The 26,052-nt window shown below is 48.4% G+C and carries 32 protein-coding genes, 1 pseudogene and 2 riboswitches; of the genes and pseudogenes, 22 read left to right on the plus strand and 11 right to left on the minus strand.

The genetic code is table 11. The features are described from left to right. Nucleotides 1–83: 83 nt before the first annotated feature. Nucleotides 84–518, minus strand: coding sequence for a VOC family protein (locus B5066_RS13185; protein WP_079476362.1), 435 nt, complete (start codon nucleotides 516–518; stop codon nucleotides 84–86). 142 nt (nucleotides 519–660) lie between these two features. Further along, nucleotides 661–1,233: pseudogene (locus B5066_RS17100) on the minus strand (DUF7010 family protein). 163 nt (nucleotides 1,234–1,396) lie between these two features. Here B5066_RS17100 and B5066_RS13195 point away from each other — a divergent pair. Continuing rightward, nucleotides 1,397–2,284: an SDR family oxidoreductase gene (locus B5066_RS13195; RefSeq protein WP_079476364.1), complete on the plus strand. Its 888-nt coding sequence runs from the start codon at nucleotides 1,397–1,399 to the stop codon at nucleotides 2,282–2,284. 59 nt (nucleotides 2,285–2,343) lie between these two features. Here the strand turns inward: B5066_RS13195 and B5066_RS13200 are convergent, their stop codons facing one another. Further along, nucleotides 2,344–2,703 carry a winged helix-turn-helix transcriptional regulator gene (locus B5066_RS13200; protein WP_079476365.1) on the minus strand — a complete coding sequence of 120 codons (360 nt, stop codon included), beginning with the start codon at nucleotides 2,701–2,703 and terminating at the stop codon, nucleotides 2,344–2,346. A 248-nt stretch (nucleotides 2,704–2,951) separates the two neighbouring features. Here B5066_RS13200 and B5066_RS13205 point away from each other — a divergent pair, with 248 nt between their 5' ends. The 3 genes from B5066_RS13205 to B5066_RS13215 all read left to right on the plus strand — a co-directional run bounded on the left by B5066_RS13205 (nucleotide 2,952) and on the right by B5066_RS13215 (nucleotide 4,379). Further along, nucleotides 2,952–3,587, plus strand: coding sequence for an FMN-dependent NADH-azoreductase (locus tag B5066_RS13205; protein WP_079476366.1), 636 nt, complete (start codon nucleotides 2,952–2,954; stop codon nucleotides 3,585–3,587). A 131-nt stretch (nucleotides 3,588–3,718) separates the two neighbouring features. After that, nucleotides 3,719–4,009, plus strand: coding sequence for a hypothetical protein (locus B5066_RS13210; protein ID WP_079476367.1), 291 nt, complete (start codon nucleotides 3,719–3,721; stop codon nucleotides 4,007–4,009). 19 nt (nucleotides 4,010–4,028) lie between these two features. Next, nucleotides 4,029–4,379: a DUF4181 domain-containing protein gene (locus B5066_RS13215; protein WP_079476368.1), complete on the plus strand. Its 351-nt coding sequence runs from the start codon at nucleotides 4,029–4,031 to the stop codon at nucleotides 4,377–4,379. A 13-nt stretch (nucleotides 4,380–4,392) separates the two neighbouring features. Here B5066_RS13215 and B5066_RS13220 read toward each other — a convergent pair whose 3' ends face one another. Further along, a complete protein-coding gene (locus B5066_RS13220) occupies nucleotides 4,393–4,758 on the minus strand; it encodes a hypothetical protein (protein ID WP_079476369.1) in 366 nt (121 codons plus the stop codon). 48 nt (nucleotides 4,759–4,806) lie between these two features. Between B5066_RS13220 and B5066_RS13225 the strand changes: the two genes are divergently transcribed. Continuing rightward, complete coding sequence (locus B5066_RS13225; RefSeq protein ID WP_079476370.1) at nucleotides 4,807–5,097, plus strand: hypothetical protein; 291 nt, start codon at nucleotides 4,807–4,809, stop codon at nucleotides 5,095–5,097. Nucleotides 5,098–5,108: 11 nt separating this feature from the next. Here the strand turns inward: B5066_RS13225 and B5066_RS13230 are convergent, their stop codons facing one another. Continuing rightward, nucleotides 5,109–5,612 (minus strand): DUF1648 domain-containing protein, encoded by a 504-nt coding sequence (locus B5066_RS13230; RefSeq protein ID WP_079476371.1) that lies wholly within the window; start codon nucleotides 5,610–5,612, stop codon nucleotides 5,109–5,111. A 278-nt stretch (nucleotides 5,613–5,890) separates the two neighbouring features. Between B5066_RS13230 and B5066_RS13235 the strand changes: the two genes are divergently transcribed. The 6 genes from B5066_RS13235 to B5066_RS13255 all read left to right on the plus strand — a co-directional run bounded on the left by B5066_RS13235 (nucleotide 5,891) and on the right by B5066_RS13255 (nucleotide 9,709). Beyond that, nucleotides 5,891–6,184, plus strand: a complete 294-nt coding sequence (locus B5066_RS13235) for a hypothetical protein (protein ID WP_079476372.1) — start codon at nucleotides 5,891–5,893, stop codon at nucleotides 6,182–6,184. 129 nt (nucleotides 6,185–6,313) lie between these two features. Then, on the plus strand, nucleotides 6,314–6,751 hold the full coding sequence (locus B5066_RS13240) for an Hsp20/alpha crystallin family protein (RefSeq protein WP_179124110.1): 438 nt from the start codon (nucleotides 6,314–6,316) through the stop codon (nucleotides 6,749–6,751). Nucleotides 6,752–7,223: 472 nt separating this feature from the next. After that, nucleotides 7,224–7,895, plus strand: a complete 672-nt coding sequence (locus B5066_RS13245) for a 3D domain-containing protein (RefSeq protein ID WP_079476374.1) — start codon at nucleotides 7,224–7,226, stop codon at nucleotides 7,893–7,895. A 168-nt stretch (nucleotides 7,896–8,063) separates the two neighbouring features. Beyond that, entirely contained in the window at nucleotides 8,064–8,570 is a 507-nt protein-coding gene (locus B5066_RS13250) for a GNAT family N-acetyltransferase (RefSeq protein ID WP_079476375.1), read from the plus strand. A gap of 46 nt (nucleotides 8,571–8,616) precedes the next feature. Beyond that, nucleotides 8,617–8,760 carry a hypothetical protein gene (locus B5066_RS16815; RefSeq protein ID WP_158219130.1) on the plus strand — a complete coding sequence of 48 codons (144 nt, stop codon included), beginning with the start codon at nucleotides 8,617–8,619 and terminating at the stop codon, nucleotides 8,758–8,760. A gap of 76 nt (nucleotides 8,761–8,836) precedes the next feature. Beyond that, nucleotides 8,837–9,709 carry an SDR family oxidoreductase gene (locus tag B5066_RS13255; protein WP_079476376.1) on the plus strand — a complete coding sequence of 291 codons (873 nt, stop codon included), beginning with the start codon at nucleotides 8,837–8,839 and terminating at the stop codon, nucleotides 9,707–9,709. Nucleotides 9,710–9,722: 13 nt separating this feature from the next. Here the strand turns inward: B5066_RS13255 and B5066_RS13260 are convergent, their stop codons facing one another. Continuing rightward, complete coding sequence (locus B5066_RS13260; protein ID WP_079476377.1) at nucleotides 9,723–10,625, minus strand: DMT family transporter; 903 nt, start codon at nucleotides 10,623–10,625, stop codon at nucleotides 9,723–9,725. Nucleotides 10,626–10,810: 185 nt separating this feature from the next. Here B5066_RS13260 and B5066_RS13265 point away from each other — a divergent pair, with 185 nt between their 5' ends. The 4 genes from B5066_RS13265 (at nucleotide 10,811) to B5066_RS13280 (ending at nucleotide 13,489) form a co-directional block, all read left to right on the plus strand. Beyond that, on the plus strand, nucleotides 10,811–11,266 hold the full coding sequence (locus B5066_RS13265; RefSeq protein WP_079476378.1) for an Lrp/AsnC family transcriptional regulator: 456 nt from the start codon (nucleotides 10,811–10,813) through the stop codon (nucleotides 11,264–11,266). 168 nt (nucleotides 11,267–11,434) lie between these two features. Next, a complete protein-coding gene (locus B5066_RS13270; protein ID WP_079476379.1) occupies nucleotides 11,435–11,872 on the plus strand; it encodes a MarR family winged helix-turn-helix transcriptional regulator in 438 nt (145 codons plus the stop codon). A gap of 133 nt (nucleotides 11,873–12,005) precedes the next feature. Then, the gene (locus tag B5066_RS13275; RefSeq protein ID WP_079476380.1) at nucleotides 12,006–12,872 is read left to right on the plus strand and encodes a pirin family protein; all 867 of its coding nucleotides are present in this window, start codon (nucleotides 12,006–12,008) and stop codon (nucleotides 12,870–12,872) included. Nucleotides 12,873–12,913: 41 nt separating this feature from the next. Then, nucleotides 12,914–13,489 carry a nitroreductase family protein gene (locus B5066_RS13280; RefSeq protein ID WP_079476381.1) on the plus strand — a complete coding sequence of 192 codons (576 nt, stop codon included), beginning with the start codon at nucleotides 12,914–12,916 and terminating at the stop codon, nucleotides 13,487–13,489. Nucleotides 13,490–13,539: 50 nt separating this feature from the next. Here B5066_RS13280 and B5066_RS16820 read toward each other — a convergent pair whose 3' ends face one another. Then, on the minus strand, nucleotides 13,540–13,677 hold the full coding sequence (locus B5066_RS16820) for a hypothetical protein (protein ID WP_158219131.1): 138 nt from the start codon (nucleotides 13,675–13,677) through the stop codon (nucleotides 13,540–13,542). A 262-nt stretch (nucleotides 13,678–13,939) separates the two neighbouring features. On the opposite strand from B5066_RS16820, the gene B5066_RS13285 reads away from it, so the two are divergent. Then, a complete protein-coding gene (locus tag B5066_RS13285; RefSeq protein ID WP_079476382.1) occupies nucleotides 13,940–14,422 on the plus strand; it encodes a universal stress protein in 483 nt (160 codons plus the stop codon). Nucleotides 14,423–15,004: 582 nt separating this feature from the next. On the opposite strand, the gene sdaAA is transcribed toward B5066_RS13285, so the two are convergent. Then, nucleotides 15,005–15,889, minus strand: coding sequence for an L-serine ammonia-lyase, iron-sulfur-dependent, subunit alpha (gene sdaAA, locus B5066_RS13295; RefSeq protein WP_079476384.1), 885 nt, complete (start codon nucleotides 15,887–15,889; stop codon nucleotides 15,005–15,007). Beyond that, the gene (locus B5066_RS13300; RefSeq protein ID WP_079476385.1) at nucleotides 15,886–16,383 is read right to left on the minus strand and encodes a serine dehydratase beta chain; all 498 of its coding nucleotides are present in this window, start codon (nucleotides 16,381–16,383) and stop codon (nucleotides 15,886–15,888) included. Before B5066_RS13300 ends, sdaAA begins: the two co-directional genes overlap by 4 nt. A gap of 78 nt (nucleotides 16,384–16,461) precedes the next feature. Next, a riboswitch (glycine riboswitch) is annotated at nucleotides 16,462–16,538 on the minus strand. A 3-nt stretch (nucleotides 16,539–16,541) separates the two neighbouring features. Next, nucleotides 16,542–16,649, minus strand: a riboswitch (glycine riboswitch). Nucleotides 16,650–16,911: 262 nt separating this feature from the next. Between B5066_RS13300 and B5066_RS13305 the strand changes: the two genes are divergently transcribed. From B5066_RS13305 to B5066_RS13320, 5 genes are all read left to right on the plus strand, one after another. Then, nucleotides 16,912–18,645, plus strand: coding sequence for a SulP family inorganic anion transporter (locus B5066_RS13305; RefSeq protein ID WP_079476386.1), 1,734 nt, complete (start codon nucleotides 16,912–16,914; stop codon nucleotides 18,643–18,645). Nucleotides 18,646–18,919: 274 nt separating this feature from the next. Beyond that, nucleotides 18,920–20,482, plus strand: coding sequence for a catalase (locus tag B5066_RS13310; RefSeq protein ID WP_244897390.1), 1,563 nt, complete (start codon nucleotides 18,920–18,922; stop codon nucleotides 20,480–20,482). Between the two features lie 23 nt (nucleotides 20,483–20,505). Beyond that, nucleotides 20,506–20,667, plus strand: a complete 162-nt coding sequence (locus tag B5066_RS16825; RefSeq protein WP_179124111.1) for a hypothetical protein — start codon at nucleotides 20,506–20,508, stop codon at nucleotides 20,665–20,667. 196 nt (nucleotides 20,668–20,863) lie between these two features. Beyond that, entirely contained in the window at nucleotides 20,864–21,613 is a 750-nt protein-coding gene (locus tag B5066_RS13315) for a helix-turn-helix domain-containing protein (protein WP_079476388.1), read from the plus strand. A gap of 31 nt (nucleotides 21,614–21,644) precedes the next feature. Then, on the plus strand, nucleotides 21,645–22,028 hold the full coding sequence (locus tag B5066_RS13320) for a hypothetical protein (RefSeq protein WP_079476389.1): 384 nt from the start codon (nucleotides 21,645–21,647) through the stop codon (nucleotides 22,026–22,028). A gap of 265 nt (nucleotides 22,029–22,293) precedes the next feature. Here B5066_RS13320 and B5066_RS13325 read toward each other — a convergent pair whose 3' ends face one another. Both B5066_RS13325 and B5066_RS13330 read right to left on the minus strand, forming a co-directional pair. Beyond that, the gene (locus tag B5066_RS13325) at nucleotides 22,294–23,010 is read right to left on the minus strand and encodes a GntR family transcriptional regulator (RefSeq protein ID WP_079476390.1); all 717 of its coding nucleotides are present in this window, start codon (nucleotides 23,008–23,010) and stop codon (nucleotides 22,294–22,296) included. Between the two features lie 109 nt (nucleotides 23,011–23,119). Continuing rightward, entirely contained in the window at nucleotides 23,120–24,217 is a 1,098-nt protein-coding gene (locus tag B5066_RS13330; RefSeq protein ID WP_079476391.1) for a tartrate dehydrogenase, read from the minus strand. A gap of 164 nt (nucleotides 24,218–24,381) precedes the next feature. Between B5066_RS13330 and B5066_RS13335 the strand changes: the two genes are divergently transcribed. After that, nucleotides 24,382–26,028, plus strand: coding sequence for an SLC13 family permease (locus tag B5066_RS13335; RefSeq protein WP_079476392.1), 1,647 nt, complete (start codon nucleotides 24,382–24,384; stop codon nucleotides 26,026–26,028). Nucleotides 26,029–26,052 lie beyond the last annotated feature (24 nt).

Here is a 26,052-nt window from a genome sequence, read left to right on the forward strand (position 1 = left end):
ATAGAAAAAACCGTGTCTAAAAAAGACGCGGTTTTTCTGATTTTTCCCCAGGGATTCTATTGTAAAAGCTATGGAGTTGGCTGTTAATTCGCCCGTTTTTCCTCCCAGAGCCGCTTGCGTTCTTCATGGCTCACCTCTTCATATACCTGGTGCAGCATCCAGACATAGCCGAAGGGATCCATAAAAACAGCATTCGACACGCCGTGCTCAGGGAGATTCGTGACTGCCTGGACTTCACTGCATCCGGTATCGATGGCTTTAGCATAGGTTTCTTCAATGTTTGGAACGGTGATGTTAAACCACAGCGTTTTCGGGTCGTGCGGGGTAGGGGCAATTAAGTGGAAGGCCGGATTTTCATCCAACAGATGGAAAGGAACCCCGTACAGGGTGAAAATAACTTCATTTTCGCCCCGGGGAAAGTCTGAAGCTTCCACCGTTTTAATCTCAAATATTTTTTTATACACTTCCAGGGCCTGCAGGCTGTCTGGAACCACCAGATCGATTTCCACGCTATTCATAGTATACGCACTCCCTCTGCCGATTAGTAAATATCCTTCTCTATGTGGGTGATATACGTGTGTTGCTGATTTCTACTCCCGTTATTAAAATTCCTTTTTTCATGAAGTTATTCTTTTATATTAGAAAGCGCCACGACTTCTTTTACGTATACGAAGCGGCCTTGCGCCGGTAATCCTGTACCAGCCAGAAAATTAACGCGAGCAGCAGTACAACCATTGCGGCGGGCACGAGCCACCGGCTGCTGTCATTCTGTACGGCGGCAACAATAGTCACGGCGGTAGCGGCGGCCGGTGCCATCACGTAATAGGGAAGGCCGTTGTAAAACCAGCCGTACGGGAAAAAGTGGGCGCCGGTAATAACCGCAAAAACCAGTACAGCATCGCTCGGGCTGACGGCGATAGCCCAAAAGATGAGCGGGAAGTAGGCTAACTGCGCAAGGTTCAGGCTGAGGCCGAGGCTGCCGATCGGATTGTTGTCAAATTTTCATTCTGCCCGGAGCAGGCGGGAAAAAAGTATTGCGAGCGGCAGCATCAGTCCCGAAGAACAGAGCATAAATATGTTTTTGGTATAAAGATCCAATGAAAGCAGAAAAACAAGCGTGATTAACCCCCAGACCAGCACCGCGGCCATTAAAAAAGCAATTCCGTTTTTACCTTTGACCGACAATTCATTTCTCCATGCGCAAACTTCCACAGCCGCCACCTCCGCTACCACGATTAATGGATTAAGCGTACCATAAAATCTCGTTTATGGAAGGCAGTGTGGCAGGCGGTCCAGTAATTTTTTATATGAAAATACTGTTGGATGTTTCAATTTTTGAGGAAAAGGAAATGAAAATACATGTAAATAAGTTATGTAAAAAAAGGAGACTTTCAGCATGACACAGGATCCACGCAAGCAGTATTACCATGACGACTATCCGAAGCAGTACCAGGACCCGCCTGGAGTGCAGAAATATATGGACCCGCAGCCGGACTGCGGTGAAAGCAGTTATGAAGGCACCGGCCAATTAAAAGGACGAAAAGCGCTCGTTACCGGCGGCGATTCCGGGATCGGCCGGGCCGCAGCTATTGCGTATGCCCGCGAAGGAGCAGACGTGGCGATTAACTATCTGCCGGATGAAGAGCCGGACGCCCAGGACGTAAAGGAAATGATTGAACGGGCCGGGCGTAAAGCAGTGCTTTTGCCGGGAGATCTTCGGAGCGAAAAATTTTCCCGCGAACTCGTGCAGTCCGCAGTCGATGAACTTGGCGGACTGGACATTCTGGCGCTAGTCGCCGGTAAGCAGCAGGCCGTGAAAGACATTGCCGACCTCACGACCGAACAGATCGTTTCCACGTTCGAAACGAATGTGTTCTCTATGTACTGGATGACCCAGGAAGCACTGCCGCATATGCCGGAGGGCGGATCGATCATTACGACAACTTCCATTGAAGGCTACGATCCGTCGCCGATGCTTCTGGATTATGCTGCTACGAAAAGCACCATTATCGGATTTACGAAAGCATTATCCAAACAGGTGGCCTCCCAGGGCATCCGCGTAAACTCGGTAGCTCCGGGACCGTTCTGGTCTCCGCTGCAGATTTCCGGCGGCCAGCCGGGCGAAAACATCCCGAAATTCGGGGAAGAAACGCCCGAAACACCGCTTCAGCGTGCCGGCCAACCGGTGGAGCTTTCCGGTATTTACGTGTTTCTCGCCTCCGATCAAGCAAGCTATGTAACCGGCCACGTATACAGCGCGACCGGCGGCTTGAACGCCAATTAATAAAGACAGATGAAAAGCACCCATTTCCCGTTAACCCGGGTAATGGGTGCTTATTTTACTTAGGACAGCTTTTCTTCCCGGGCTTCGGAATTCTCTGCCTGCTTGCGTGCAACGTGGGAGCTTCCCCACTCGTGCATCGCCTCGAGAATCGGCTCCAGGCTCCGGCCGTATTCGGTGATGGAATATTCCACCTTGGGCGGGATCTCCGGATAAATGACGCGCTGGATGATGTCTTCATCCTCGAGCTCGCGCAGCTGCTTGGTGAGCATGCGCTGGGTGATGCCCGGCATTTTGCGTTTTAATACGCTGAAGCGCTGCGTACCGTCATTTAATAGATGCACAAGAATGACAGGCTTCCATTTGCCGACGAGGATGCCGAGCGCCTCCTGGAACTTACAGAATTCGGGTTCTTTTTTCAATGGCCTCACTCCTTAGTATGATTTTATAAAGCAGGTATGTAGACGTTTGCTTACTTGCATCACAGTATGTACATACTACCACGACTCCCTGGGAAAACGAACTGTTTTGCTTACACTCTTTGGGAGCCGCCATTGGTACCCTCAAGGGAACTATACCACTTTTATGTGCGTACTTGTTTTTAGTGTCAGAGCAGCTAAAATAATAAGAGCAGAGAAAAATTAATCATTTAAGAAAAAGAGGGATAGCTGTGAACGTATTACTAGTAAAAGCAAACAACCGCCCGGATGGCATTTCTACGAAAATGTACGAAACGTTTCTGGAAAATGTTCAGGACGCGGGCGCATTGAACGTCCAGACGTACGACGTATTTGAAGAGGATACGCCGTATTTTGGCCAGGATTTCTTTGACGCCTTTGGCCGTCTTGCGACAGACGGAGAGCCAACCGAGATGGACCGCCGGGTGCTTGCTGCGAAGCAGAAAGCCAAAGACGCGTTCAGCGCGGCGGATCTGGTCGTATTTGCCTTTCCGCTGTGGAACCTGACGATTCCGGCCAAGCTGCAGACCTTTATTGACTACATCGCCGAAGCCGGCTACACGTTTAAATACAGCCCGGAAGGCGCACTCGTGCCGCTCATGCCGGAGAAAAAAGTAATCTTTCTGAACGCCCGCGGCGGGGTATATTCCGCTCCGGAAATGGCTGGCATGGACATGGCGCTTGCATACATGCAGAACATTTTTGGCGGCCTGTACGGCATGGATATTGTGGATGAAGTGGTCATCGAAGGCCATAACGCCAGCCCGGACCAGGCAGAGGAAATCATCGAAGCCGGGCTGAAGGAAGTTGTGGAAGCCGCCTCCCGCGTTGCCTACCAAAAAGTATAACGAAACAAACCAATCAACCCGACTGGCAGAAAACTGCCGGCGGGTTTTTTTATGCAGGAGCGGAGGACATAAAAGAAAATTTCTGCTACACTGCATTTGTAATATTTTAGGAGTTTAAAGGAGAGGAGAACATGGAAGCGGTCCGCAATCGAATACGTACGATGCTGATATTTCTGTTGAACGGGCTGATTTTTATTTGGATTTTTATTGTAAACATTATGGCTTTCACGGGACAGAGCTACCTGGGAAACACCGCTATGTCTTTTCCTTTACTATTAACAGTTAATCTATTTCTTATATGGAATTACAACGGCGGGGCAAAAGAAAGCATAAACAAAGCTGAAGCGGTATGGTTTAGAATACTGGCGGCGCTGCTGCTTATGAGCACAATAAGCTTCGTGCTTGCAGAGGTACTTAATTGATTCGAAGAAAGGTGATAAATTGCCGGAATATTTTTCTATTGCAGTGCTTGCCAGCATACTGCTTCGCTTCCCTCTAGAAATATGGATTGTACCAAAGGGAGCGGTGACGATTAAAGAAACCCGGGGGCAATACTGGTCATTTGGCATTCTTATTGTCGCTTTAGTTCTGATAATGATTCCAACTTTTACAGTAGATACATATTCGCAAGGCTATATCCCGCTGTTTATGCTTTCTGTGTTGATGCTATTTGGAGCTGCTCAAGCATGGCTCGAATGGTATTTTGCCTACGAGGCGAAAGAATATATAGTATCAACGATTATTACTTTGTTTTTTATCGTTTCTTATTTTGCGCTGGAACTTCTATTTTAAATATAAATGGTATTCAAAAAAGCATCAGGTGCGTCAAAGCCACTATGCCGATTAGTGCAGAAACAACGCTGATCAAAAAAGAATGCCAGTGCTTTCGTTCCTGAGGGATATTACGTTTTTCTTCGACAGCGTCAAGCAGGGCCTGAAGGGCAAAGTGGAACCCCAGTACCGGGAAAACCCACGGCGTTTTTTCGGTTCCGATGAAAAGAATAAGAAGAAAAAGCGCAAAAATTGTGGCGTAGATTTTTGCCCGCAAAAACTTCTCTTCCTGCCTTCGGTAGTTATTTCTTCGATAAGGGACCTGCGTTTTGTACCGTATTCCTTTGTCGATGACAAAAGCAAGCAGGAGAATAATACAAATGAGGATTGCCGTTATCATACAGCAGCTCCTTTCTATAATACAAAACACAAATGAGGATGAAAATTCATGACTGCATTTACAGAAGGAATCACAATTCTGCTATTGTTATGCCTCCCGCTGGCGCTTGTCTCCTTTGCTTTGTATGCAGTGCTTGAGCCAAAGAGCTGGAAAATGCATGCGTTGTTAACCATTGGGTACATACTTATTACGGGGGCAGTTTCTCTTGTAAGTGCGGCTGTTGCCAGCTGGAGGGGCGGAGCATTTGAAGCAGGAGAAGTAGTTTATACATTTACTACGATCACGGTTTGTATGATTGTCGGACTCGGCGGCTACTATCTGTTTCGGCCGTATTTGTAGCGCCCGGCCTGCTATGATAAACGAAAGGCCCGTATCAAAAACGGCAGCATTACGACAAATATTCCAGCCAGCAGACTTATTATTAACAAGTGGGGCGGCCCAGAGCCGTTAATACTTGTGACAAACGCTGCATTTAAACCGGCAAACATCACCAGCATATAATTTTTTACCGTATTCAGCAGAAGAATGCTGTTGCGGTATTGGGCACGGACATTGCCTTCATGAATTTTCCTGGGGTAGTTATGTATATGTGGCACTCGTTCCAATAAGGACATGAAAATCCATAATACAGAAGTGAGAGCCAGCAAAAGCCATATAGCCGCTTTGTTTCCATACGCATTTACTTCTCCGTTCATGCTGAAATGTACAGGCACTTCTTCTGGAAATGTACTATACATAAAAGCAAAAAAGACTGCCCCCGCAAAAAATAGTATAATCCCCGCAGCGTCGAGCCAAACACAGAACTTCGGCCGTGAAACACGGGCTTTTTCCGGATGTTGGTTCAACAATTCCATATAGAAATACACCTCCTTTAAATTTCTATTAATGCCTATTTTAGCAAATGCGCCTTTGGAAAACAGTTGAACTATTGCCACCTTTGCTTTTAATAATTAAAGATAATTATCCATATTTATGTATGAAATAGAAATGTAAAACTATTATTAATGAATTTTTGTTTGAAATATTAATAGTTCGGAAAAGATATATGTATAAGTAAATAATTATTAAGCAGAGGTCTTACATCAGCATACAGGCGTCTATCGGTGATTGAACCATCAAAGGAGATGATGACATGGCAGAGGAAAACAAGAATAGGAAGCAAGAAAATAACAGTAAGGATAACAAAGGGTACGGCTGGATAGCCACGGGCAGCCTGATCGGCGGGTCTCTTCCACTGATCACCAGAAAAATTAAAAAAGGCCTGATCCCAGGTGATGAGAAAGGCAAGAAGAAAGACAAGAAGAAAAAGTCTAAAAAACCGCGTTACATTTTAAACAAAAAAAGTACGCCGAAAAAACTGGCTAAAAAGAAAAAGCGCCTGAAGAAAAAAGCAAAAGGCAAGCTGCCGAAAAAGCTGAAGAAGTAACGATATTTCCTCCCGGATCCGGGAGGTTTTTTTATGAAATTTTTGAGCAAAAGATAGTTTCAAATGTGTAATAAGCGTATATAATTAATAATGAAAATACCATTACTTTCGGATAAGGAGGAATGCATGATGGCAGATTTAACACCTAATCGCCGTAATCGTGGGTTTTTCCCGGATCTTTCTCGTGGTTTTGGATTTGGAGATTTGCTGAACGACCGTTTCTTTGAACCTTTTCAGGACATGAATAAGTTTAAACTCGATGTCCGGGATGAGGACAAAGAGTACGTGGTGGAAGCGGAGCTTCCGGGCTTTCACAAGGAAGACATCCGGGTGGAATACGAAGCACCGGTGCTGTCCATCAGCGCCAAACGAGAGGAAAAGCAGGATGTCAGCCATGATGATTATGTCCACAGGGAGCGAAGCTACGGAGAATTCCGGCGGCGGGTGACTCTCGACAACGTCAAAGACGACGAAATACAGGCTTCTTTTGATAACGGGGTACTGAAGCTGCAGCTGCCGAAAGAAGAAAAACGCTCCATCAAGAAAAAACAAATCGATATTCAATAGAAATATTACAATCATAATGTAAAATTTCATTTCCGTGTTTAAATACGTTGAATGCCCTCGTATTACCGCGTTAAATGATTTATTTCAAGAGGAAATACCCACCTTCATTTCGAAGGCGGTAATCTGATTGTAATATTTTGTGACAAATTTTGGTGTATAAGGCGTCAAATATATGCTTATGAAGTTTTAAAGCAGGCCATTGGGCCTGCTTTTTTTACATAAAAAGAAAGTTTATTAAGAGGAGATTACATCTAAATTAATGCTATTGATATTTTCAAGCCCCAGCGTCATAATCGGTAGCGTTGTGTTTAAGAGAAAGCACATAAGTATTTCGGCAATCAACTACATTAAACAATCAACCTATCCATGCAGTATTGACGTAAAGGTAAGTAATCATATAGGCAAACAGTCCATTGTTCACTGGCATCGTCTTTAAGACGAAAAATATCTTTACCTCGGAGGTTGAATCAATATGATGAAAAAAACATTATTCGGTACAGCAGTTACAGCAGGCGTGATCCTTGGAGCACCACAGGCAGCGGATGCCTCCATCAGCGACCACGGCCAAATGGAAAGAGGAGACGTTAATTCCTCTGTTGCAGAACTGCAGGACAAGTTAAAAGAAAAAGGCTACTTTAACGGAAACACAGGCTCTACGTTCGGACCAAGAACGGAAAGCGCGGTTAAAGACTTTCAGGCAGACAACGGTATCTCTTCTTCTGCGGGCGACTACTTCGGCGTAGCCGGCCCGGAAACACAGGCAGCACTTGGCGGATCTTCTGATTCTTCCAGTGATTCCAGCGAGGAAGTAGCAGGCGAATCGACCTCTGAGTCCTCCGACAGCAGCAGTGAAGGCGAAACCATGACGATGGAAGCTACGGCGTATACAGCTGATTGTGCAGGCTGCAGCGGTATTACTGCCACTGGCAAAAACTTAAACGAAGATCCTAATGCGAACGTAGTCGCTGTTGACCCGGACGTAATCCCACTCGGTTCCACAGTGAAAATCGAAGGCATGGGTACGTATACAGCAGCTGACACAGGCGGTGCAATTAATGGCGACCGCATGGATGTCCATGTGCCAACCAAATCCGAAGCTTATTCCTTCGGCCGTCAGGACGTTGAAGTAACAGTAGTCGACTAATAATAGGATCAGGCAAAAATCCTCTCCAAAGCTGGAGGGGATTTTTTTATTTCTACATTCCAATGATGGTTGATATTAAAAAGCAGTTAAAACACTTATAATATGAAAGAGGTAAAGTAAGAAATTAATTTTGTTTATAATTATAATTGTTACGCCGGAGGAAAAAAGATGATACATATCGAACAGGCCGGGCCTTCGCACGTTTCCGGCATCATTTCTGTCTGTACGAAAGCTACGTGGGCCACGTACCGGGGGCTCTGCAATGATGATTATCTCGAGCGGGTGTGCCGGGAGTTTTATAATGTTTCCAGAGTGTTCGATGAAGTGAAGCATACAAGCCTCGACTGGGGCGGCTATTTTTCGGCGGTGGAGAACGAAATGGTGATTGGTGCTGCGGGTGGTGGTATGACAGGGGAAAAGGAATCCGAACTGTATGTGTTATATCTGGATCCGGACCGCCGCAATGAAGGGATCGGCACCATGCTGCTTGAAGCCGTAACCCGGCAGCAGAAGCTCCTCGGGGCCGAGGAACAATGGGTGTCGGTCCAGAAAGGCAACCAACTCGCGATTCCGTTTTATGATGCAAAAGGCTTTACGTACGAAGGAGAGCGTACCGGATATGCCAATACGGAGGATGAAGATTACATATCGCTCCGGTACAGGCGCCTTATTTAAATAGAAGAAAAACGGCTGCGATTACAGCGACCGAAGGAGGAAAACAATGCTTATCATGCTTATGGTGCTGGGCTTCGCCGGTGTACTGACGGTGGTCAATTTCATTCCTAACCGCCGGGTGCGGAAAATTTCCATTTACAGCAGCTATACGTTGTTTCTCACAGCGCTCGCTGTGTTGACGCTTGGGTAGCCGCGGTCCAAGCGTTTCAGTGTACCGAATGTAACTGTTTTGGTTATAATTAACAGTAGAAATGGAGGAATGACATATGAAAGCACTAGTAACCGGAGCAACAGGCAAATTAGGCTCCAAAGTCATGCAGGCGCTGCTGCGGAAGATGCCGGCCGACCAGCTGGCCGTCAGCGTCCGGAACCCGGACAAGGCAAACAATTTGAAGGAAGCGGGCGTGGACGTGCGCCGCGGCGATTTTGACGACCCGGAAAGCCTGGACGAAGCGTTTGCCGGTGTGGACCGCCTGCTCATTATTTCAACCGACGGGGACAACGACACAAGAATCCGCCAGCACACAAACGCGGTGGAGGCAGCCGCCCGGGCCGGCGTCTCCTTTATTGCCTATACAAGCATTGGCCATGCGGAAAGCAGCACGATGTTTTTGGCTCCACCGCATCGAGCCACTGAAAATGCAATTATTGAAACCGGCATTCCATACGCGTTTTTGCGAAACAACTGGTACCTTGAAAACGAAGTGCCAGGCATTCAGGGAGCCATGAACGATGCGCCGTGGGTTACGGCTGCCGGAAACGGTCGGGTAGGATGGGCGCTGCAGCTCGACTACGCGGAAGCGGCGGCGGCCGCTCTCGCCGGAGAAGGGGAACAGCAGTCGGTATATGAGCTTTCCGGACGGCCGCATACCCAGGATGAACTCGTTGGCGTGCTTGAAAACGTGCTTGGAAAAGAGATTCCGGTGCAGCACGTGGACGACGATGAATATGCGGAAATTATGAAGGAAGCCGGTATGCCGGAAACGGTTGTACCGATGCTCGTAAGCATTCAGCAGGGCATCCGCAGCGGTTCGCTCGATGTCGAAAGCGATGATTTTGAGAAGCTGCTTGGCCGTCCGGCCACGCCGATGCATGACGCGCTCGAGCATCTTGTGCGGACGCTGCCTAGCGATTCTTAATTACCACCACACCTTAAGCCGTACGCTTTTGAAGCGCGGGAGCTGATCGCAGCCTCCCGCGCTTTTTCGTGAAGAGGGAAAACGCCGCACATCCGCCGATGACAATTGCACTGCCGGCTGCCTGCGGCCAGGTCAGATGCTCCCCAAAAAGCACAAAGGCAAGCAGGGCGGTAAACAGCGGGTTAAAGTTTAAAAACAGCCCGGACGTTGTCGCTCCCAAATGCTGTACGCCGATCCCCCACAGCACCATGCAGACAATCGTAGCGATGATGCTTAGAAACAGCATCGAGCTGATAAACACGGCATCCACCCGGTGGATGGGCACCTGAAAGCCATTAATGGGAAGCAGCAGCAGAACACCGAACAGCCCGGAGTAGCAGACGGACATCATTGGCGAAACGAAGGTGGTCGCCCAGCGGCTGCAGATGGAGTAAAGCCCGAAGACGAGCACCGCCAAAAGCATCCATGCATCGCCGGAGGCAAAAGAAAAGCTTTCAAGGCGTCCTTCTGTCACGACAAGCAATACGCCGGCAGTGGAAATAAGCATGGCGGCAATTTGCGCGCCGCGCAGCCGTTCGTGTAGCAGTATCGCTGAAAACAGGGCAATCGACAGTGTATTCATCGTCGAGATAATGCTTATGTTGGTGGCGCTCGACGAAGCAAGTGCAGTGAACTGCAGAATGTTAAACAGGGCAACGCCTGTGATACCCATCAGAAACAGCGGCAGAAGCGCTTTTTTGCGGGGCAGCAGGCGTTTTTCTGTAACCAGGAGGACAGGCAGGAGGCATAATGCGGCAATCCCGTAGCGCAAAATGGTGAGCGTCACAGGTGACGCGTAAGCGGTAAGGCCTTCGCCGACGATAAAATTGCTTCCCCAGCAGAGGCTCGCAAGCAGCAGCAATCCGGCGTATTTCATGCGTTATTCCTCCCTGTAGTGTTGTATGGAATAAATGTATCATGTAAAATGAATGGAAGAAATATTATTCTCTATAAATGAATATATTCAAAATGATATTAATTTATTTATGGGAAAACAGAATTTGTTTTTGTTTGTGTGGTTAGAAAAATGCTGAAAACGAATATTCTTCGGGAGGAAAATGCATGCTTGATGAAGTGGATGTACATATTCTCGATTTACTGCAGACGGAAACAAGGCTCAGCAACCTGGAGCTGTCCCAGCGGGTAAGCCTTTCCGCCCCCGCTACTCATGCACGGGTGAAACGGCTTGAGCAGGACGGCTACATTGATTCCTATACGGCGATCCTAAACCAGGAAAAGCTGGGGTACGACCTGCTGTGCACGATATTCATGAGCACAAGCATTCACCAGACGCAGCAGATAAACGAGCTCGAGCGCCACTTATCGGCGATGCCGGAGGTCATGGAGTGCTACTGCATGACCGGGGCGTTTGATTATATGCTCAAAACCATCCACCGTGACCGTAAGGAGCTGGAGGCGTTTATCCGGGAGTTAAACCAGCTCGGAGTGGCCCAGCTGCAGACAAGCATTGTTCTTCGGGAAGTGAAAGCTTCTACAGTGCTTCCGCTTCGCAAGTAAATCCGGCAGAAGGCCTTTACCGATTTATTCAAAAACATGCAGGTTTCCGGCCGGCGTTCACCCGTAAAGTGGACGGTATACATGGCGCAGCGTCACGAAGAAATAGAAGCTATTGCTGAAAAATAAGTAAACACGATTCAATCCATCAGCGCAACGGAGGAAGTTCATATGCATACCGAAGATTTTATCAGTATTATGATTCACCAGACCGATTTGAAATTAACCAGCTTTATAAAAGAAGAGCTGCGGGTGTTTAACCTCACCCCCGAGCAGAATCTCATTATGATGCTCCTCTGGGAGGAGGACGGGCGTACGCAGAACGACATCGCCCGGAAGCTGCAGAAGGACAAAACGAATGTGGCCCGGATGGCTTCCCAGCTCGAGAAAAAGCAGTTCGTGCGCCGCGCCGCGGGCACCCAAGACCAGCGGGCGGTGCAGCTGTTTATGACAGACGAAGGCAGGGAGCTGCAGGAAAAGGTGCGTCCGGCAGCGGAGCGGTTCAACGCTGCGGTAACAAAGGGCATCAGCCGAAACGAGCTGACAGCGCTTGAACAGACGCTTGCTAAAATAAATAAAAACGTTTCCGAAAGTCTGCGGGAGGAATAGAAAGACCGCTGAGTAGATTCTTTGCAGGACAAAAAGATATATGTTGTACTAAAGAAGCAGGACAGATGAAGTAAATATATTTTTTTCAGGAAATAGTTGCTATGCATACTAAATTCAAAAAGGAGTGCTGTTGATGGAACGTAACCAGGACCTGTTTCAACGCCGGATTCGTGATAAGTGGACGGTGCAGTACGAAGAATTCGGTTTTCCCTCCATCCAAAAGGGATGGGTGCTGCCGGTGGACCGGTGGAAAGAATTTGATCCGTTCATTTTAATGGCCGAAGATTGGTTTAAGAAGGGTACTTTTCCCGATCATCCGCACCGGGGATTTCAGACGGTCACTTACGTGGTGGATGGACGGCTCGAGCATATTGATAACGGCGGCGGCCGCGATATTCTCGAGCCCGGTGATGTGCAGTATATGAATGCCGGGTGGGCCGCGAGGCATGCCGAAGACGGGGTGGAAAATGACATTGCCCATACGCTGCAGCTGTGGCTGAACCTTCCCAAAGACAAACGAAACACGGAAACCATTTACCAGAACGTATACGGGGAAGAAGCTCCGACCGTACAAATTGATGGCGGGTATTTAAAAATCTTTTCTGGAAGCATTGCTGGTGAAGATGGGCCGCTGGACTCCCTTGTGCCCATCACGTTAACCGAAATTAATTTATCGGAGGGCGCTGAATACGTGCATCACCTGCCGGAAAATCACAATGCCTTTATATATACGCTCTCCGGCAGTGCTGACGTTGCAGACGGAACCGTCAATAAGCACGATGTGGCGACGCTCACTTTCGAGGAAGACGGGGACCCGCAAGCCCTGTCTACGCTACGGATTAAATCAAACAAACGACGCACGAGACTGCTCGTGTATTCCGGCGAGCCGATCGGGGAGGAAATTGTGCCCTACGGTCCGTTTGTGATGAGCAGCATGGACGAAATCAAGCAGGCGTACCGGGACTTCCATCAGGGAAAATTCGGACCGCCGGCAGAATAAACTGGCGTAAGCAGCATTTAAAACGAAGGAGATGAAGCAGGATGGACGTGCTGACAGCCATTCATTCACGTCGCAGCAATGGGCTCGTTACAGAAACCGTGGTGCCTGAGGAAGTTATCACGAAAGTACTGGAAGCCGGGACCTGGGCTCCGTCGCATCATAAAACAGAGCCGTGGCGGTATTTCGTCATGACCGGAGACGGCCGCAGGCAGCTGGGAGAAACGATGGCTGCCATTGCCGCGGAAGGGATGACGCCGGCAGAAAGGGAAGAGAAACAGCAGAATCTTGAGAAGCAAAAAGACAAGGCGCTGCGGGCGCCGGTGGTGATCGCCGTGGCGGCCGAGCCTTCAAGGGAAGAGCGGGTAGAGACACTCGAAGAGTACGGAGCAGTCTATGCGTCAATACAAAACATGCTGCTTGCCGCTCATGCGCTTGGCCTGGGGGCGTTCTGGCGCACGGGAGCCCACTGCTATCACCCGAAAATGAATGCCCTGTTCGGGCTCGGTGAACAGGCAAAGGTGCTCGGGCTGATCTACCTCGGCTATCCGCTGCGGGACATGAAAGAAGGCAGACGGAGGCCAGTAGAACAGGTGACCACCTGGATTACGGAAAAATAATGGTTCATACAAGAAGCCAGGGAGCGGAATAATACCGCTCCCTGGCTTTGTTATTTTTCATCATGTTTTTTATTCAGCTGCTGGCGCAGGTTCAAACGCTGCTGCACATACTCCCGCAGAGAAATTTCCTTTTGGATCCACTGCTGTTTTAACGCATTAAGCTGGTTTAAAAGGTGATGTTTATTCATACGTTCCTCCTGCAACAAGGTTTCATGGGTAGCTCTATCCGGTTCCCGTTTGTTTCAAACCTCAAATTACGTGTGAAAATGGTGAAAAGAAAACTTTTGTAGTTTGAACATCAAATCCGCCTGGGAATACGGCAAGAAATACAAGCCGATGCGGCGGAAATGTCAGGAATCCATAAGCCTGCAACATAAGCCAAAAAGTACCGGTCAGGGAAACCTGCGTGCTTTTTGGCTTTTATTATAAAATATAAGAAGGTGAAATGGAATGAAAAATTATACTCATATCCTGGCTGCCCTTGATGTGCTCAATAATCCGAGTGTTGATGCCTTTGATGAAGCCTGCCGCGTTGCTGTCAAACATGAAGCCGATTTAACCCTGGCCTATGTGTTTCATTATAATGAATATTCGTCGCTTGGCTGGATGGATCCGATTGGGATCAAACGACTGTACGCAGAGGCCGAGTACCAGCTCGAAGCGTATCGAAAAAACGCCAAAGAAAAAGGTGTATCCAAAGTTAAATCCGTGCTGGACAATGGCGTGCCCAAAAAGCGACTGGTGAACCAGCTGTGTGAAAGGATTGAACCAGATCTTATCGTCGTCGGCCAGTCCGGTGGGAATGCGCTCGAGCAGGTCATGCAGGGGAACACTGTCACGAAAGCAGTGCAAAAGCATGCCCCGTGCGATGTGCACGTGGTCGACCGGGCGATTGCCTCCATTCAGCGGGCTCATGCAACTCCGCTCCAATAATCCAAAAACGCTCCGGAGATTTTGAAAATCAGCCGGAGCGTTTTACGTGCATTTATAAATTATAATGGTTTTTCTCGTCCCATTTTTGTTAAATATCGGAAGGTCACTAACGGTGGTAATAATGAGTTCCTCATTGCGGAAGGAGTTTAAACTATTAAGCAGTTCGTCCTCCGAACAAAAATAAACGGGTTCCTGGCTGCCAAAGCGTGAACGGATATCAGCAGCCGTGCCTATGTATACCTGATTTTTGGGGCGTTGAAGTACATATGCAAAATGGTCGATGGAAATGACCTCCTTCGAAAAGACGTATAGCAAGAATAGCACGGCGGCAGGGAAACAAAAAGCAGAATGCTCACAAACGGCGGAAAAGTACAATAATTTCATTTTTAACAACTGGAGGCGTCACCTGCTGCGGAACTTTGGATTATAGAAACAGAGAACTCCTAATACGAAGGCGGAGAAAGCGATGGCCCAATACATAAATATAATGCTGATGAGAGTGAGAGTACCGAACCAGATTTGAAAAAAGCGGCGTTCGTTCATAGCTGCACCTCATTTGGTTAAATGATATCGTTTTAGGGATTAAAAAGTACAGGGACGCTGATACAGCCGTTCGGCGGCTTCTCTGCCTGTTTTGGTCTGGGCGAGTCCTCCCTCGGCGGTTTCTTTCAGGCTGCCGGGCATGTCCCTGCCGATGGTATGCATCGTCTGGATCACTTCGTCACAGGGAATGCGGCTGGTAATGCCGGCTAATGCCATATCAGCTGCTGAAAAGGCTATGGAGGTGCCGATCACGTTTCTTTTTACGCACGGCACCTCGACAAGCCCGGCAACCGGGTCGCACACGAGGCCGAGCAGTGACTTCATTGCCATGGTCGTCGCGTGGGAAACCTGCTCCGGTGACCCCTGCTGCAGTTCTGTAATCGTTCCCGCCGCCATAGCCGTCGCTGACCCGATTTCCGCCTGGCAGCCGCCGGCCGCTCCGGAAATGAAGGCATGGTTCGCAAAAACGTAGCCGATGGCGCTCGCTGCGAACAGTCCCATTGTCAGTTTCTCATCGTCCATGCCGCGGTTGTCCTGAAGAGAGACCATCACTCCAGGCAGAATGCCTGCAGAGCCTGCCGTAGGAGTTGCTACAATAAGGCCCATTTTGGCATTGCTTTCCGACGTTGCCATTGCGGCTTCCATCGCCGTGCTGATAACTGGTCCTGATAGTGGGGCGGTATGCTGGTTATACTGATGCATGCGGTAGGCATCGCCTCCTGAGAGCCTGCTTTCCGTTTCCGCGAGGTCACCCAGCCCCTCCCGGACGGCCTGCTTCATTACCTGCAGCCGTTCCTGCATGCGCCCGAAAATTTGCCCGCGGGACGAACCGGAGCGATCCACTTCACGGCGGAGCATCCACTCGCCGATACTAATGTCCTGAGCCATACATTCCTGCACAATACTTTCAATCGTGTCTTTCATCTAGATGTAGCCTCCTTTTTGATCCGGGCGGCGATGGATAAAATCTCCGAGCCTGTGCCCAAATTAATGCTGGTATGATATCCGTTAATTTCATAAATATAGGCTACACCGCCGCCAATGGATGCGCCGGTGACATGGACCGTCTCTGTGGCGGAAGCGGCCTGTAAATAAACAGTATTGGGGTGGCAGCCGCTGGGGATGTTCGTGCAGAACCGGAAGTCGTAACGAAGATTGCTGTCCTTTGCCAGGGCGTAGGCATTCCGGACATTGGTATCGTGTGCGGACAATCCGAGCAGGCCGCCGAGGACAGCTTTATCCGAGCCGTGGCCCTGATAGGTGGAGGCGAGAGAGCCGTAGAATGTGATTGTCACGTCAGTGACGTCTCCCAGCCAGTCATGCACGAATTTTCCAATCGATACCACCCCGGCAGTATGGGAGCTCGAAGGACCGACCATCACCGGGCCGATAATGTCAAAGCAGCTGTCAAACTCCATAGCAATTCCTCCATATTCAAGATTGAAAGCGATTACAAAAAAGAAAAAAAGACAGAGAAGCGGCCTGGGGCGCCGTTTCTCTGTCTGTGAGCCTGAAAGATTTCATTCTTAAAAAAGAATTTTCTTCTTCGGCAGGTAGTATACCTTCTCCAGAGGTGCATCCTGTACTGGTCCTGGTACCTGAGAGTTTTTCCTTTCCGGCTGATGGAGAGGATTGCTCCTTCGGTGCTGTAAAATACGTTTACAGGCTCTCCCAATACATTCATCTGCGAAACCAATATTTGTGTTAATTTCAGTTTAAACATCCCTGCTGGAAAAGTAAACCTATTTTTGACAGCCGGATCTTAGCAATATACTGGAGAGAATCGGTGTAGAAAGGACTAAAGCAGGCGTACAGCTGTATTTAAGCCGTGAGTCAAAAAAATATAGTGCGGGCTTTTCTTTTAGGCCGTTATGGTTCATGATTTTAGAAGAGAGATTTAATCGCCGTACTGTTTGTGAGTTCACGGAGAAAGAAGGAAAGGATTTATGCCTGGGAAAATAAAAGATATATTAATTATGCCGCAGGATTATAATAATCAGTCGCTGAAAAAGGATATGGCTGCGGGATTTACCATCTTTGTTATGATTGTCCCGCAGGGGATGGCCTATGCCGTGCTTGCCGGCCTGCCGCCGGTCATGGGGCTGTATGCCTCTCTGCTTCCACTCATTCTTTATGCGCTGTTTGGCACGTCAAAGCATCTGGCCATCGGCCCGGTAGCGATGGCATCCATTCTTGTGTTTTCCGGCGTATCCCTGTATGCAGATCCGTCGACGCCGGAATACGTGGGGCTTGTGCTGCTGCTGACGGTAATGGTCGGAGTGATGCAGGTCTCTCTTGGCCTGTTGAATGCCGCTGCGTTTGTAAAGTTTATTTCCCCGAATGTGATCAGCGGGTTCACGTCGGCAGTGGCGATTGCAATCGGCATGAGCCAGCTTGGCCAGTTTATGGGCATCAGCGTAGGCAGCCAGACACAGATTATTCCGCTGCTGCGGGATGTGATCGTGCATCTGCCGCAGATACATATCCCGACCCTGCTTGTAGGAATAGCCAGTCTTCTAGTGCTGATCGGGGGCCGGAAAGCAAAACGGAATTTACCGGTTTCCCTCATCGTCGTCGTGCTGAGTATTGCGGCGGTGGCGCTTTTCCGGCTCGATAACCAGGGAGTAAGCGTCGTCGGAAGGGTGCCGCAGGGACTCCCGGATTTTACCATTCCGGGCTTTAACCTGGCGGACATACAGGTGCTGGTCCCGACCGCGCTCACCATTGCGCTGATCGCGATGATGGAGACGCTTGCGATTACGAAAACGCTGAGTGATAAAAATGATTCCGGTATTAACCTGAATAAAGAAATCCGGGCGATCGGGTATGCCAATATAGCCGGGCCGTTTTTTTCCTCCTATGCGGTGACCGGCAGCTTTTCAAGAAGTGCGGTCAGCTACCGGTCGGGAGCGGCCTCCCAGGCGGCGATGATTATTACCGCAGCCGGTGTGCTGGTGACGCTTCTCTTTTTCACGTCTTTATTTTACTATCTGCCGTATGCGGTGCTTGCAGCGATTATTCTCGTTTCGGTCAGCGGCCTGATTAATATCCGGTCGTTAAAGGACGCCTTTCGCGTAAAGCCGGAGGACGGCTGGGTGTGGATCGTGACATTTGCTGCGACGCTTCTCGTCGGCATTCAGTGGGGGTTGTTAATCGGGATTGGCTTTTCCATCCTGCTGCTTTTGCGCCATATTTCCCGCCCGAATATTGTCGAAATCGGCTACGAGGAGGACACCCACAGCTATCTGGATCTGCAGCGGTTTCCGCACGCAAAGCGGGTGCCGGGCACGGTGCTCGTGCGGGCGGATACGCGCATTCATTTTTCGAATGTCGGCTATTTCGTGAAAATGGTTGAAAAAACGATTCAGGACCGCCGCAAAACGGAAGGCGGAGGGCTGAAGGCCGCGATTGACATGTCCGGGGTGAATGACATTGATACCACGGGCATCGGCGCTCTGGAACAGATTATTGAAATGTTCCGGAGGGACCCGGGTGTGCAGGTATGGTTTGTGGAGCTGAAAGGCCCGGTCCGGGATCTGCTGCTGCGGGCCGGCTGGCAGGAAAAATACCCGGAAACGATTAAATACCAGACCCTTGAAGGTTTTCTGGAGCACGAAAGAAACGTACCGTTTAAGCCTCCCGAGGAGCCGAAGCAGGATTCCTGGGACTATATGATTTAACAAGCAGACTGGCGCCGGCTGAATTTCTCAGCCGGCGTTGGTTATATCCGGCTGCCAACAGAAAAAGCTTGGGAAAAGCCTTTATGACAGGGTATATAACTACGTACCTTAAATTTAAAAAATTCGGAATAATCGTTTAAACCATAGACAGCTTGGGTAAAAGTGAGTAGATTTCCTAAAGGAGGTAACAGCATTGAGTAAAGACCGCAATAACGAACATGAACACGACGATGAAAAAAATGACGATAAGCAATATAAGAACGAAGACGGCACGCTGACGACGAGACAGGGGCATCCTGTCCGGGATAACCAGAATTCAAAGACCGTCGGCAATCGCGGGCCGACGACGCTTGAAAACTATGAGTTTCTGGAAAAGATCAGCCACTTTGACCGTGAACGTGTACCGGAACGGGTTGTTCACGCCCGCGGTGCAGGCGCTCACGGCTATTTTGAAGCGTATGGTTCCTTTGGTGATGAGCCGATTTCCAAATATACACGGGCAAAAATCTTCCAGGAGGAAGGCAAGCGGACACCGGCATTCGTACGCTTTTCTACCGTTATCCACGGCGGGACGTCCCCGGAAACGCTCCGGGATCCGCGCGGGTTTGCCGTGAAATTCTACACGGAAGACGGCAACTGGGATCTCGTCGGTAACAACCTGAAGGTATTTTTTATCCGGGACGCCATCAAATTTCCGGACGTCATTCACGCGCTGAAGCCGGACCCGGTAACGAACGTACAGGACAGCGAACGGATCTTCGACTTTATGTCGCAGACACCAGAATCGATGCACATGCTGACGTTTTTATTCTCCCCGTGGGGCATTCCTGCCAACTACCGGCAGATGCAGGGCTCCGGGGTAAATACGTACAAATGGGTGAACGAAGACGGTGAAGCCGTGCTCGTAAAATACCACTTTGAACCGATACAGGGCATCCGTAACTTGACCCAGAAAGAAGCGGACAGCATCCAGAGCAAAAACTTCAACCACGCCACCCAGGATCTGTATGAAGCCATTGAAGAAGGCAACTATCCGGAATGGGAGCTTCGTGTGCAGGTTATGAGCGACGACGAGCATCCGGAGCTTGACTTTGACCCGCTTGATGATACGAAGCTGTGGCCTAAGGACCAGTTCCCTTGGATCCCGGTCGGCAAGCTTGTGCTTGACCGTAATCCAGAGGACTATTTCAACGAAGTTGAACAAGTGGCCTTTGGTACCGGCGTCCTTGTCGACGGCATGGATTTCTCCGATGATAAAATGCTGCAGGGCCGTACGTTCTCGTACTCCGATACGCAGCGGTACCGCGTTGGCGCCAACTATCTGCAGCTGCCGATCAACCAGGCGAAGAAAAAGGTCGCAACCAACCAGCGCGGCGGACAGATGTCGTACAGAGTCGATAATGACGAAGGGCAGAATCCGCACGTGAACTATGAGCCTTCCACAATGAATAACCTGAAGGAAGCGGAAATGAGCGGCAAGCCTCACACTCCTTATACCGAAGGAGAAGTGAAAAAAGAAGCCATCGACCGCCAGAATCCTTACCGGCAGGCGGGCGAAACATTCCGCAAGTTTAAGGAATGGGAAAAAGACGAATTAATCAAAAACCTCGTCGACAACCTGATTCCATGTAAAACGGAAATTCAGGAAGAAATGATTGCGCACTTTAAGAAGTGTGACGAAGAATACGGCCGCCGGGTCGAAGAAGGGCTGAAAAACAGCAGCTCCGCAGACGGCGCAGACCAGGATTCCACACACGGCGGACCTGCAGGCGCCACGAAAACAGAAGAGGGCGTCCAACAGGCTGAAGAGCAAGGCATCCCATCGGACCCTTATTAATAGAAGAAAAGCCTTCGGCAGATATGTACTTGACGCAGGAGGAGCATGACCGGATTGAATCCGTTGCGCGCCCAGCACCTATTTATCCACTGTGGCACCGGACGATGACCGGCTTTGAAATGGGAAGCCCGTCTGAAATGCCGTATTTGGAAGGATACAAGAAATCGATGGGAATGGATGAGTAAATTTTAATATAATGCACTGGCAATGGAAGATCTCATTGCTGGTGCATTTTTATTATGCCAGTGTATATTATAATCCGCTATTATTAACAGAAAAGATGAATTATTGATAGTTTCTGAAACGTAATTGATAGATTATGCATGTGGGCTATAGTACATTAAAAAGGGCAGATCAATATAAAATAAAGGAACGTCCGTGATGACTAAGAATTATGAACGATTCCGTTCGCAATACGAACAGGAAATAGAGAAAATGAACCAGGCAGAAAACGAGGAGCTGGTGGAGCTTTATAAGGCACAAAACCGTTTTTTCGACTGTATTTTCCGCAGCCGGAAAAAAGAAGCTAAAAAAGAGCTCGCGACAATATACCGGATTATTTCGCTCGAGCCGGAAGATGAGAAGCGGCTGCAGGTGCTGAAGCAGTATTATTTCTTTTTAATAGGCGGATTTCTGGACCGCTATACTCAAACCTTTTCGTTTGATAAAAAAGCGCTTGCCGCCTCAGTAGCCCTGATTAATGTTATGGAAGAGTGGAACCTGGAAGAGGAATTTTTTGAAGGAATCAATGTATTGGTCGACGGGATGCTTGATACCACCTGGAATGAAGACATACAAGCCTATAATAATCCGATCATTTCCAGATTTATTACGCTTGTGGAGCAGCAGCTCTACCAGGCGTTAAATACGAACATCCTCGTAGGCGAGCTGGAGGTCTCCAAAAGCCATATCTCCCGGCTGGTGAACGAAGAGCTTGGCATGTCCATCCCAAACTACGTGACCCAGAAACGAATACAGGAGGCGGCATATCTCCTGCAGACTACAACGAGTCCGGTAAAAGCCATCGCTGAACGGCTGCGGTTTTCGAGCGCCAGTTATTTTGGGGTATGTTTCAAAAGCGTCTACGGATGCACACCCAGACAGTACCGTACGTTCACCGCTCAAAGGTAACAAATAACGCAGACAGAAAGGGAGAGAGACAATGGTGGTCTCCTTGCAGCATTATAGAATTCAAAAAGCATTACGCAGTTTGTCAAAAGCACTGCATTGGGATCTTGGAGAAGCACTTTTGCGGAAAGACAGAGTATATCTTTCCATTTCCTGTACAGAGCGCCACCGGGTGGACCCCTATATTCGTATTCTTCAGGAATCAGAGGCCGTCTATTTTTGGGAAGTAAGTGAAGAATTAATGAACGGACCCGTCAAAGAAGTGCTTTATGTGGGAGCAGCTTCGGAAGCCTTTGAGCGATGGGTCTGCTCACCAATTAATGGCAGTATTAGGCAGGAAAAGGGAAGAGAAAGAATCTATGCGCACTCAGGATTTGAACCAGGCGGTAATAACCTGTCTGGCGGCAAATGGCTGTGAAATGAAGATATCTGCGCTGGTCCAACAAGTAAGCCAAACGCTGCCATTTCCAGTACATGCTAAAGAAATAAGTGATAGAGTCAGCAGTTTAGAACAGATAGACGCCGTGAAAAAAGTTAGATCTTCGTCAGGAGCATTGGCTGTTGTTTTACGAAAAGAAGCTTCCAGCGGTATCAGTCATTTATATGAAGAAATAACGAGGAGCCGTCTCTAAGCGAATAGAGGCGGCTTATTTGTGTAAATAATAAAAATTTTCTCTCTGAAGTCAGTCAATAACGTTTAAAATGTCCCGGCTGGCTCGGCGCCGGTGGGACTCCATAATGGTTCTGGCCGCTTTGCCGTCGTTTGTTTTTAGGCAGGCCACAATTGCTTCATGCTCTAAAATCGAATTGGTGGGGAGCGGGCGTTTATTTACGGTATATAAACGGGCCCGGAATAAATGATCGGCGTGAAATTCGATTAAATCGTTCAGCCGCTCGTTTCCGGCCGCTTGAATGATTCGTGAATGAAAATCATCGTCCAGAATAGCCCAGTTTTTCAGGTTTTTGCTTTCCAGAGCGGTTTTCTGTTCCGAAATTAAAGCTTCGAGCTGGGAAAGGGTCCCCTCGTTTGTATTTCGGACAGCCAACTCGGCAGCCAGGCCGTCCAGGCTCTCCGCAATTTCGTAGATTTCCATTAAGTTCTTACGTTCAATAGGGGTAACTGCGAAGCCCTTACGGGGGATGACCCGCACTAAGCCTTCGGTCTGCAGACGTATCAAGGCTTCGCGTACCGGCGTGCGGCTCATATCCAAAACCTCCGCCATCTCCCTTTCTAGAACCATTTTTTCCGGGGGAAGGTAAAGATTCCGAATCGCCTGCCGGATAATTTGATACGCTTTTTGAGGCAGGCGCTTTTCTTCTATGGAAGAAGAAAGCTGTGTTAAATGCTGGTGCAGGGTTTCATCATAAAGAATTGAAGGGGAATAATCGTTAGTGTTCATCGAAAGCCTCTCCCTGTATATAAGTTTCTATCCGTTCATATAAAAGTATAACACCTCCTTTTCGGTTAAAAAGGAGGTGTTATACTTTTATTCTTTTATTTGCGCTTTATTACGCTTTGACGTAAACCTTCGCGAGGGCTTCCAGGATAGCGTCAGTCATTTCTTTGGTGGAGGTATTTCCTCCGATGTCAGCTGTTAAATAACCGGCGGCCGTTGCATCCCGGATAGATTGATTGACGAGCTGGGCTTCTTCGGCATAGCCGAGCTGTTCAAGCATAAGTGATGCGCTTCCGATCGCACCGATAGGGTTTGCGATGCCTTTACCGGCGATGTCCGGTGCGGATCCGTGGACGGATTCAAACATGCTTGGATATCTGCGCTCCGGATCCAGGTTCGCACTGGCAGCGATGCCAAGACTTCCGGCAAGAGCACTTCCTAAATCAGAAAGAATATCTGCTAACAGATTGGAGGCAACTACTACTTCGAGGTCCTCCGGATGGAGAACAAAGTTGGCAGCCATGGCATCTACCAGCCACTGATCCGTCTCGACGTCCGGATATTCCTTACTGACTCTCGCAAATACTTCATCCCACAGCACCATGCCATATTGCTGGGCATTACTCTTTGTAACGCTCGTTACTTTTTTCCGCTTTCTGGTTCTCGCTAAGTCGAAAGCGTAACGAATAACACGTTCGCAGCCTTCTTCGGTAAAAAGGGAAGACTGGACAGCTACTTCCTTGCCAGGACCCCGGCCGGTAAAGTTTCTGCCACCGATACCGGAGTATTCGCCTTCGGAGTTTTCGCGAACGAGCACCCAGTTCAGCGTATCTGTGTCCGGGTGGTTTAGCTTGCTCGGCACTCCAGGGAGAAATTCAACAGGACGAATGTTTGCCCACTGGTCAAAGCCCTGGCATATCGCAATACGGAGTCCCCATAAGCTAACATGGTCTGGTACGCCCGGGAAACCCACAGCCCCGAAATAAATAGCATCATAATTTTTCAACCTCTCAAGCCCATCCTCATCCATCATACGGCCATGCTCGAGATAGTACTCGCAGCCCCATGGAAAGTAATCGGTTTCAAAATTGAAATTGTTTGGAGAATGTTTGCTGATAAAATCCAATACCCGGATCCCTTCCTGTACCACTTCTTTTCCTATACCGTCTCCTGGAATAATCGCTAGTTGATGAGTTTTTTGATTGTCCATTTTTTTCCCACCTTTTTTGTATTTGACTTCATTATCTATAACGTATACGTAAAAGTCAATAAAAAAATAAAATTAGAGAAAATAAGAAAAATAATTGACTTAACGTATACGCTAATATAAGATTTGGTTAATGAAAGCGCTATCAATAACAGGGAGGGAAAGAAATGAATTTCACAAAAACCTGGAACCACCTTTGGTATTGGAATGACCAAGTTAAAAGTCAATTAAAAAACAGCGTCAAAATCTTAACGTTTTCGCAGCCTGATCCAAAGCATGCAGATAATGTCCGGGAAGCCGAGCGCCAGGAGCTGGAACAGGAAGAGCCAAACCCGCCCAATCAACCCCGGCTGTATTCCAAAGTACAATTGATCGGGTTATTTTTAGGCCCGTTGCTTTTCTTATTGATACAGTTCGTTGTTCAGCCGGAAACCATGTCTGAAGAAGCAGTCTCCATGCTTGGAATGATCGCCTGGATTGCCACGTGGTGGGTAACGGAAGCACTGCCGATTCCGGTAACTTCCTTGCTGCCGATCGTCCTATTTCCAATACTCGGCATTATGGAAATGGAAGGAGTTACAGCTTCCTACGGCGATCCGCTCATTTTCTTGTTTGCGGGAAGCTTCATGATCGCTTTAACGATGGAGAAATGGAACCTGCATAAACGTATCGCCCTAAGCGTTATTGCTTTTGTCGGTACCAACCCCAACACAATCATTCTCGGGTTTATGATCGCCACCGGATTTTTATCAATGTGGATCTCCAATACCGCGACCACAATGATGATGGTACCGATCAGTATTGCGGTAGCCAAACATGTGTCAGATTCTTTAAAAGAGACAGAAATCGATACCTCACCCGGCGTGTTTCCGTTTGGTACGGCTTTGATGCTTGGTACAGCGTATGCAGCTACGATCGGAGGGTTTGGCACATTAATTGGAGCGCCAGCCAACACGATTTTAGCGGCAACGTTAAATAATTTATACGACGTGCAAATTGCTTTCGCCACTTGGATGATGTTTGGCGTGCCATTAGTAGTCCTGCTGGTCCCGTTAGTGTGGTTTTATCTGATCAAAATAGCTTTTCCGATGAAAGTTAATCACATTCCCGGCGGCAGGGAAATTATTAAAGAAGAACTTCGTAACCTGGGGAAAACACAGTATGAAGAAAAAATTGTACTTACGATTTTTTCGCTGACGGCGTTTGCCTGGATTACGAGAAGCTTTCTATTGGAAAACTTCATTCCGGGCATTAATGACACCATTATTGCATTATGCGGCGCTTTATTGCTTTTTCTTATTCCATCCAAAAATAAAAAAGACACAATCCTGGATTGGAATACAGCTTTAAAGCTGCCATGGGGAATTTTATGGCTGTTTGGAGGCGGGCTCGCGCTTGCTGCTGGTATTACAAACAGCGGCCTGGATAGCTGGCTTGGTGAAAAGCTCGTTGCTTTTTCCAACGCACCACTGTTTATCATATTACTGTTTATCATTGGATTGATTACCCTGCTCACCGAATTCACCTCCAATACAGCGACATCGACCATGGTTTATCCAATTGTAGCAGCAGGAGCTGCGACACTCGGCACGGATCCGGTCGTCTTAATGATTGCTGCCTGCATGGGTGCGACTTTTGCTTTCATGTTCCCGGTAGCGGCTCCGCCGAATGCGATTGTATTTGCAAGCGGTTACGTGAAGATGAGTAAAATGGCATCAGCAGGGATTTGGTTAAACTTAATATGTATTGTTATTTCCTGCTTGATCGTCTTGTATTTTGTGCCGATTGTTTTTGGCAATTTAAGCGTTATGTAATATTTCAATACCGTCAATGGAGGA

This window comes from Marinococcus halophilus, assembly GCF_900166605.1.
Lineage (GTDB): Bacteria > Bacillota > Bacilli > Bacillales > Marinococcaceae > Marinococcus > Marinococcus halophilus.